The sequence below is a fragment of the Luteibacter sp. P4_D7_3 genome (genome assembly GCF_056401735.1).
Genome location: NZ_JBFUIT010000217.1, coordinates 1 through 7,113, shown reverse-complemented (window position 1 = coordinate 7,113; position 7,113 = coordinate 1). Strand labels below are relative to the sequence as shown.

General features: G+C 64.7%; 5 protein-coding genes. 2 read left to right on the top strand and 3 right to left on the bottom strand.

Going from position 1 to position 7,113, the window contains the following annotated elements:
- The coding region (locus AC1DSN_RS16080) for an RHS repeat-associated core domain-containing protein (RefSeq protein ID WP_477331631.1) at positions 1 to 2,932 on the top strand (2,932 nt) is incomplete at its 5' end.
- Positions 2,933 to 2,951: 19 nt separating this feature from the next.
- Here AC1DSN_RS16080 and AC1DSN_RS16075 read toward each other — a convergent pair.
- Entirely contained in the window at positions 2,952 to 3,851 is a 900-nt protein-coding gene (locus AC1DSN_RS16075) for a hydroxymethylglutaryl-CoA lyase (RefSeq protein ID WP_477331629.1), read from the bottom strand.
- Positions 3,852 to 3,862: 11 nt separating this feature from the next.
- The gene (locus AC1DSN_RS16070; protein WP_477331627.1) at positions 3,863 to 5,857 is read right to left on the bottom strand and encodes an acetyl/propionyl/methylcrotonyl-CoA carboxylase subunit alpha; all 1,995 of its coding nucleotides are present in this window, start codon (positions 5,855 to 5,857) and stop codon (positions 3,863 to 3,865) included.
- Positions 5,858 to 6,047: 190 nt separating this feature from the next.
- Here AC1DSN_RS16070 and AC1DSN_RS16065 point away from each other — a divergent pair, with 190 nt between their 5' ends.
- The gene (locus AC1DSN_RS16065) at positions 6,048 to 6,530 is read left to right on the top strand and encodes an FKBP-type peptidyl-prolyl cis-trans isomerase (protein ID WP_159895319.1); all 483 of its coding nucleotides are present in this window, start codon (positions 6,048 to 6,050) and stop codon (positions 6,528 to 6,530) included.
- 115 nt (positions 6,531 to 6,645) lie between these two features.
- On the opposite strand, the gene AC1DSN_RS16060 is transcribed toward AC1DSN_RS16065, so the two are convergent.
- Positions 6,646 to 7,113 (bottom strand): phospholipase A (locus AC1DSN_RS16060; protein ID WP_477331625.1); only part of this gene is annotated, 468 nt, incomplete at its 5' end.

Here is a 7,113-nt window from a genome sequence, read left to right as displayed (position 1 = left end):
GGATAACGTCAAGGAAATCCACGGCGCCGACGGTGTGATCGGCTACCACGTCGTCGATCCGGTCGACGGTGTGGCCGAGCGTTGGCAGGAGGTCGAAGGACCCGAGGGGAGGGTGCGCAGCGGCCGTACCCGCATCACGCAGACGACCAGTGGCAAGCCGGCGCGTACTGACACGCTGGATGCCGATGGCAACGTGTGTCTTTCGCAGCACGCGAGTTATGACGGCCTCGATCGACTGGTAAGCGATGTCGTCGTGGCGCCGGGTGAGCCCGACCGCGTCTCGCACTACCGCTACGACGACTTCGACCGGCTCATCGAAACCATTCGGCCGGACGGTGCGGTCATCACGACGGACTATGCCGCCTATACCGGTGACGCTCTCGCCGTCGCCATATGGATTCAGCATGCCTCCCTGGGGCCGGAAGCCATCCTGCTGGGCGAGCAGGCCTACGACGGACTGGCACGCCGCACCTCGCTCCTCGCGGGACCAAGGAAGACGACGTATCACTTCGAAGGGCCTGTCTCGGCGAAGCCGGACAGCATGACGCTGCCCTCCGGTGAGACGGTGGCGTTCCGTCACCAGGCGCACCTTGGTGATGCCATGCTCGAAGCCATCGGCGCCGATGGCGTGACTGCCTTCACCTACGACACGAGGACAGGTGAGACCCTCTCGGTCACGAATGGGCTGGGTCGACACACGATCGAGTACGACGCATCGGGTCGCGTGTCCGCGGAGACATTCCAGCACGAGGGCGTGGTCGGTGAGCGAGGTTGCTCGTACCGCTACTCGCTGCGGGGTGTGCCGACAGAGTACACGGACGTCAACGGAGATCCACACAGGCTTATCTACGATGAGCTCGGACGTTTCGTCCGCATGGAAAACGGCGACATGAGTGTCGACGTGGGCTATGACGCTTTCTCCCGGGCGCATCGCACGTTAAGCCAGAGCCGTGACGGAGCCCGGTCGATGGACGTCCACGCGTCGTTCGACGAGCAGGACCGGGAGGTGAGCCGCGTGGTGACGGCACGAAGCGGAACGGATGTCGCCGTGCAATCGCTTTCACAGGCCTACACCGCGGCCGGCAAGCTCTCGACGCGCCAACTCGTTCGCGACGGCAGCGTGCGCGACGAGACATTCATTTATGATCTTCGCGATCGCCTTGCCGCGTATTCCTGTGCCGGCATGCACGGTCCCAAGGATGGTTCGGGGCATCCCCTGTCGGGTCAGGCATTCGAATACGACGCACTCGACAACGTCGTCACGCTGGTCACCACCTACCTCGACGGCTTCCCGTCGGAGACCAGGCACTTCGTATACGCCAAGGACGATGCGACCCGATTGCACGCGATCAGCATCGAGCGAGGCGGTCTCACGGTCGACGAACTTGTCTTCACTTACGACCAGGGTGGCAACCTTCTGTATGACGAGAAGGGGCGGCGCTTGCGCTACGACGCCGTTGGACGACCGGCAGGCTGGTCGCTTGAGGATGCGCATCGCGACTATCGATACGACGCATTGGGCCAGATCGGTACCATCCATGACGGGCAGGACGAGCGGCATCGCTACTATGTCGGTGGCCAGATCAGTCGCGAAGAAGGCGAGGGCACCTCGGCGACATTCCATCATGTCCAGGGTGCGATCGTGGCGCAGACCCGCACGACTGGCGGGAGCGACGATGTCATTCTTCTCGGTGGCGATTCGCAGGGTTCGATCATCGCCGAAGCGGGCGCTTCCGTCGCTGCCTTGGCATATACATCCTACGGATACCGCGACGCCACCGAAGGCTCATCCGATATCGGTTATACGGGCGAGTTGAAAGAGCGTAACGTCGATTGGTACGTGCTTGGCCATTATCGGGCGTACAACCCGACCCTGCTGCGATTCCACAGTCCTGACGCCGCGAGCCCCTTCGCTCATGGCTTGCTCAACGCGTACGCGTACTGCTCGGGCGATCCGATCAACCGCAGCGACCCCGGCGGTGAAGGCTGGTTGGACTGGTTGTTCGTCGGCATCGGTGTCATCGCTTCCGGCATAGCGATCGCGGCGTCCGGCGGCACCCTCGCACCGGCGATCGGCGCGGTGGTCTCGTTGACGGCGACGGCCAGTCAGGCAACGGCCGTGGGCCTGGTAGCCGTGGACGTCACGTCGATCGGCCTGGCCATCGGCTCCGCGGCGGCATCGGACGCGGGTAACGACGCCTTGGCCGGCAAGCTTGGGCTGGCATCCATGGTGCTGGGTCTGGGCGGTCTAGGTGCCACGGTCGGACCCACGTTGGCCACCCAGGCCATCAAGGGAGGCAAGACGTTTCTCGCCGCCACAAAGTATGTGCGACCGCCTGCGATCAGGTCGCCCCTGGCCTTGAAGGCGCCCAGACTGCGCGGCGGTGGTGATGTGACCGACCTCAGTCGATTCACGATTTCCCGTCCGCGACCGATGCCGTCCGACGATGCCTTGCGTGCCATGAACGGCTTCGAGCGCGTGAACACCGCCACTCGCGACGTGGGCATGCGAAGGCACATGATCAGTCGCGGGTTTATCTCGCCGCAACTTCTGGCCCGGTTTCCTGAAGGCATCGACCTGACGAGTCGCAGTTCGGTGATGGGTGCGCGTCATACGCTGTCGATGGCCCTGGTGGATGCGGAAGGGCTCACGCCGGGCATGCTTGCGCAGACGGGGTTCGACGCCGAAGCGCTTGCCTATCTCAATCCCTCGCTACTTTCCGGGCAACCACTGAACCTCCCCGACGACGAGCTTCGGGCACTCCTCAAGCGCCCCTACGGGCGCGTCGTCGAAGAAAGTGAACACCTTTACGCGATGTTCCTGGAAACAGGAAATCTGGGGTATCTCGCACGTTACGGACGCACGCTGCTACAGGCGCGCATCACCAATCGCTGGTCACGCTGGAATTCGCCCAGTAACTTCGTCCTGTGATCCACCCCGTGGGATGGACTCAGGAGGCCGTGCGCGCCCGGGTGACGCGGCTCGCGGTTTCCTTTCCAAGCTGGCCGGCGAGCCATGCGCCGATCTCGACAAGCTTGTCGAGCGCTACCCCTGTGTTCATACCCATGCCGTGCAGCATGTACACCACGTCTTCGCTGGCGACATTGCCGGTCGCGCCCTTGGCATAAGGACAACCGCCCGTACCGGAGACCGCGCTGTCGACCACGCGCACGCCTTCTTCCAGGCAGGACAGAATGTTGGCCAGCGCCTGCCCGTAAGTGTCATGGAAATGGACGGCGAGGGCGCTCATCGGCACCTCGCTGGCCACGGCGCGCAGCATGTTGCGTGCCTTGGCCGGCGTGCCCACGCCGATCGTGTCGCCTAGCGAGATTTCATGGCAACCGAGCTCGTGCAGGCGCCGGGCCACACGCACCACGTCGGCGACGGGCACCTCGCCCTGGTAAGGGCAGCCGAGTACGGTGGAGACGTAACCGCGCACGGCAATGCCATCGGCGCGCGCACGCTCCATGACGGGAACGAAGCGTTCGATGGACTCGTCGATGGATGCGTTGATGTTCTTGCGGTTGAATGCCTCGGAGGCGGCGGTAAAAACGGCTACTTCCGTGGCGCCTACCTCGCGAGCGCGCTCGTAACCCTGCAGGTTTGGCACCAGTACCGGATACACGACGCCGGGCGCCTTGCGAATGCCGCGAAACACCTCGGCGGCATCGGCAAGCTGCGGCACCCACTTGGGGCTGACGAAGCTGGTTGCCTCGATGGTCGCCAACCCCGTTGCCGAGAGGCGGTCGATCAGCTCGATCTTCACCGCGGCGGCGAGCATGGCCTTCTCGTTCTGCAAGCCGTCACGGGGACCGACCTCGACGATGCGTACGTGGTTCGATGCGTTCATGGACATCCCGTTCAGGCCGATTCGGCGAAGCGCACGAGGATCGCGTCGGCGTCGACGAAATCGCCCTGCGCGGCGGATATCGATTCGATGGTGCCGGCGCGCGGCGCCTTCAAGGCGAGTTCCATCTTCATCGCTTCCATCACCAGCAGTTCCTGGCCTTCCTCTACCACGTCGCCGACGGCGGCGCGGACCAGGACGATGCGTCCCGGCATCGGTGCGGCGAGATGACGGGCAGCTGCGCCTTTCGCGCCGGCCCATGCGAAGGCGGGGGCACGCTCAAAGTTCCAGCGACGACCGGCTTCGTCGTGCACGCGGATCCGAACGCCAAGCAGGCCAAGCGGTAGACGCCGTGCCTGGCCGTTGAAGCGTGCCGAAAGCACGTCACTACCCAGCCGCGCGCCAGCCACCGTGCAGGAGGCGTCGCCGCTACGAAGGTCATAGTTGCCACCATGGCCGTGCGCGTCGATCTCGTGGCGCACGTTTCCTTCCATCAGGGCGACGACGCGCTTGCCCGAATGACCGATGCGCCATGCGTCGGCACTGGCCCAGGGCGAATGCGGGTCGGCTGCGGCGCCTTGCTGCGCGAGTTCATCGGCCATCAGCACGGCGGTCGCCGCGGCGAACAGCTCGGTGCTGTCCGCGACGCTGTCACCGGTGAGGAATTCCTCAAGGTGGCGATCGAGATAGCCCGTGTCGATGCGACCCTCGACCACGGCCGGATGACGTGCAAGCCGCTCGAGAAATCCCACGTTGGATTTCGGTCCGACGATGTCGATGACGGCCAAGGCTTCGCGCAGCCGCTCAAGTGCCTGCTCGCGATTGCGGTCGTGGACGATGAGTTTGGCGATCATCGGGTCGTAGAAAATCGTTACGGTGTCGCCGGCGATCACGCCACCGTCGAGACGGACATGGCGCGACGGCGTCGGCAGGTTGAGCGACTGCAGGCGGCCGGAGCCCGGCAGGAAATTCGCTTCCGGATCTTCGGCGTAAAGGCGCACTTCGATGGCGTGGCCCTGGGCGTGAATATCCTGCTGGCCTAGCGGCAGCGGCTCACCCGCCGCCACACGCAGCTGCCACTCGACGAGGTCCAGGCCCAGGGTCTCCTCGGTGACCGGATGCTCGACCTGCAGGCGCGTATTCATCTCCATGAAGAAGAACTCGCCGTCCTGGGCCACGATGAACTCGACCGTGCCGGCGCCGACATAGTCCACTGCGCGGGCGGCGGCGACCGCTGCCGCACCCATGCGTTCGCGACGCGCTTCGTCGAGGAAGGGCGATGGCGTCTCTTCGAGTACCTTCTGGTAGCGGCGCTGCGCCGAACACTCGCGCTCGTTGAGATGGATGATGTTGCCGTGGGTGTCACCGAACACCTGGAACTCGATGTGCCGCGGATGCTCCACGTAACGCTCGAGGATGACGCGGGTGTCACCGAAAGCATTCGCCGCTTCGCGCTGGGCCGAGGCCAGTGCTTCAGCGAAGTCGGCGGCATCGCGGCAAATGCGCATGCCCTTGCCGCCGCCGCCGGACGCCGCCTTGATCATCAGGGGGAATCCCGTGCTGGCCGCTTCCTTCGCGAGCCGGTCCGGATCCTGGTCGGCACCGTGGTAGCCGGGGACCAGGGGTACCGCGTGCGTCTCCATCAGCGCCTTGGCGGCCGCCTTGGAACCCATGGCGTCGATGCTTTCCGGGCGCGGGCCGATGAAGGCGATCCCGGCCGTGGCGCAGGCACGCGCGAAATCGGTGTTTTCAGAGAGGAAGCCGTACCCGGGGTGGATCGCCTGGGCACCGGTTTTCAGGGCCACCTCGATGATCGCGTCGCCACGCAGGTAGGACTCGGCGGGGCGCGGGCCACCGATGGGCCACGCTTCGTCGGCCAGGCGTACGTGCTGGGCATCGGCGTCGGCCGTGGAATACACGGCCACGGTGCGGATGCCCAGGCGCCGGCAGGTCCGGATCACGCGGCAGGCGATCTCGCCACGGTTGGCGATCAGAATGCAGTCGAACATGCGGCTCCCGGTGGGGCGTCGAAAGGGGAAGGGAAAGGCGGGAAAACTAGCAGATTACGCGGTCGCGGCGGGTTGCGCCGCAGCATCGCGAAGGCCCCGTGATTTGCAGTCAGGCGGCCGGTCGCCTAGCCTTGAGGGCCCCCAAGGTCGCCCACACGTCCTTTCTTTACTCTTCATAGCGAGAATTTTCATGCAGATTGCCAACCGCCATGCCGTTTCCTTCCATTACACGCTGACCGACGACCAGGGCAACGTCATCGACAGCTCGGATGGCCGCGAGCCGCTGGCCTATATCCACGGCGAAGGCCACATCGTGCCGGGTCTGGAAAAGGCGCTGGAAGGTCGGTCGGTCGGCGATCAGTTCAAGGTCGACGTGAGCCCCGAGGAAGGCTACGGCGTGCGCCACGACGAGCTGGTCCAGGTGGTTCCCAAAGCCGCGTTCCAGGGCGTGGAAGACCTGCAGCCGGGCATGCAGTTCCAGGGTCGTAACGACCAGGGCAGCATCAACGTGACCGTGTCCAAGATCGAAGGCGACAACGTCACCGTCGACGGCAACCATCCGCTTGCCGGCCAGACGCTGCACTTCGCCGTCGAGATCACCGGCGTGCGCGATGCCAGCGAGGAAGAGCTCGCCCACGGCCATATCCACGGTGAGGGTGGTCACCACCACTAAGCGGCGTTTTCCGGCTGCTGGCTCGTTGTAGGAGCCGATTCATCGGCGAATGGGTGCTCGTCGCACCCTGGCCCGCTGCCGCGGGATCGCCGATGAATCGGCTCCTACATTTTTATCAATACCAGTCGAGTAGCGAGACGCCGATGCCGAGGTAGGTCGCCTTGTGGTTGTAGTCGATCAGGCTTTCGCCGTAGCCGTTGAACACCTCGAGGTAGCCGCGCAGGTTGTGAACCACCGGGAAGCTCCAGGTGCCGCGCAGCGAACCGTGGGAGCGATCGCCCGTTCGGAACGAATGGCGGGCAGTCAGCGCGAACTCGTTGGCCCCCATCTCGTGGACGACCTGAACTTCCCCGCGCCCCATGTAGTCCTGGATGTTGGGATTGTCGTCTTCCTTGCCGCCCTCGGGAATGYGCCACCACGGCCGCAGATTCACCACCCAGTTCTCCCGCTCGAAGCCGAAGTCGGCTACCACCCGGTTCCAGCTGCGTGACAGCGGATCGGCACGGCCGTTGGACTGATGGTTCAGCCCGATGTCGGCCATTCGTCCGTTCCAGCCGAAGATGTTGTAGTTGGTGTTGAACAC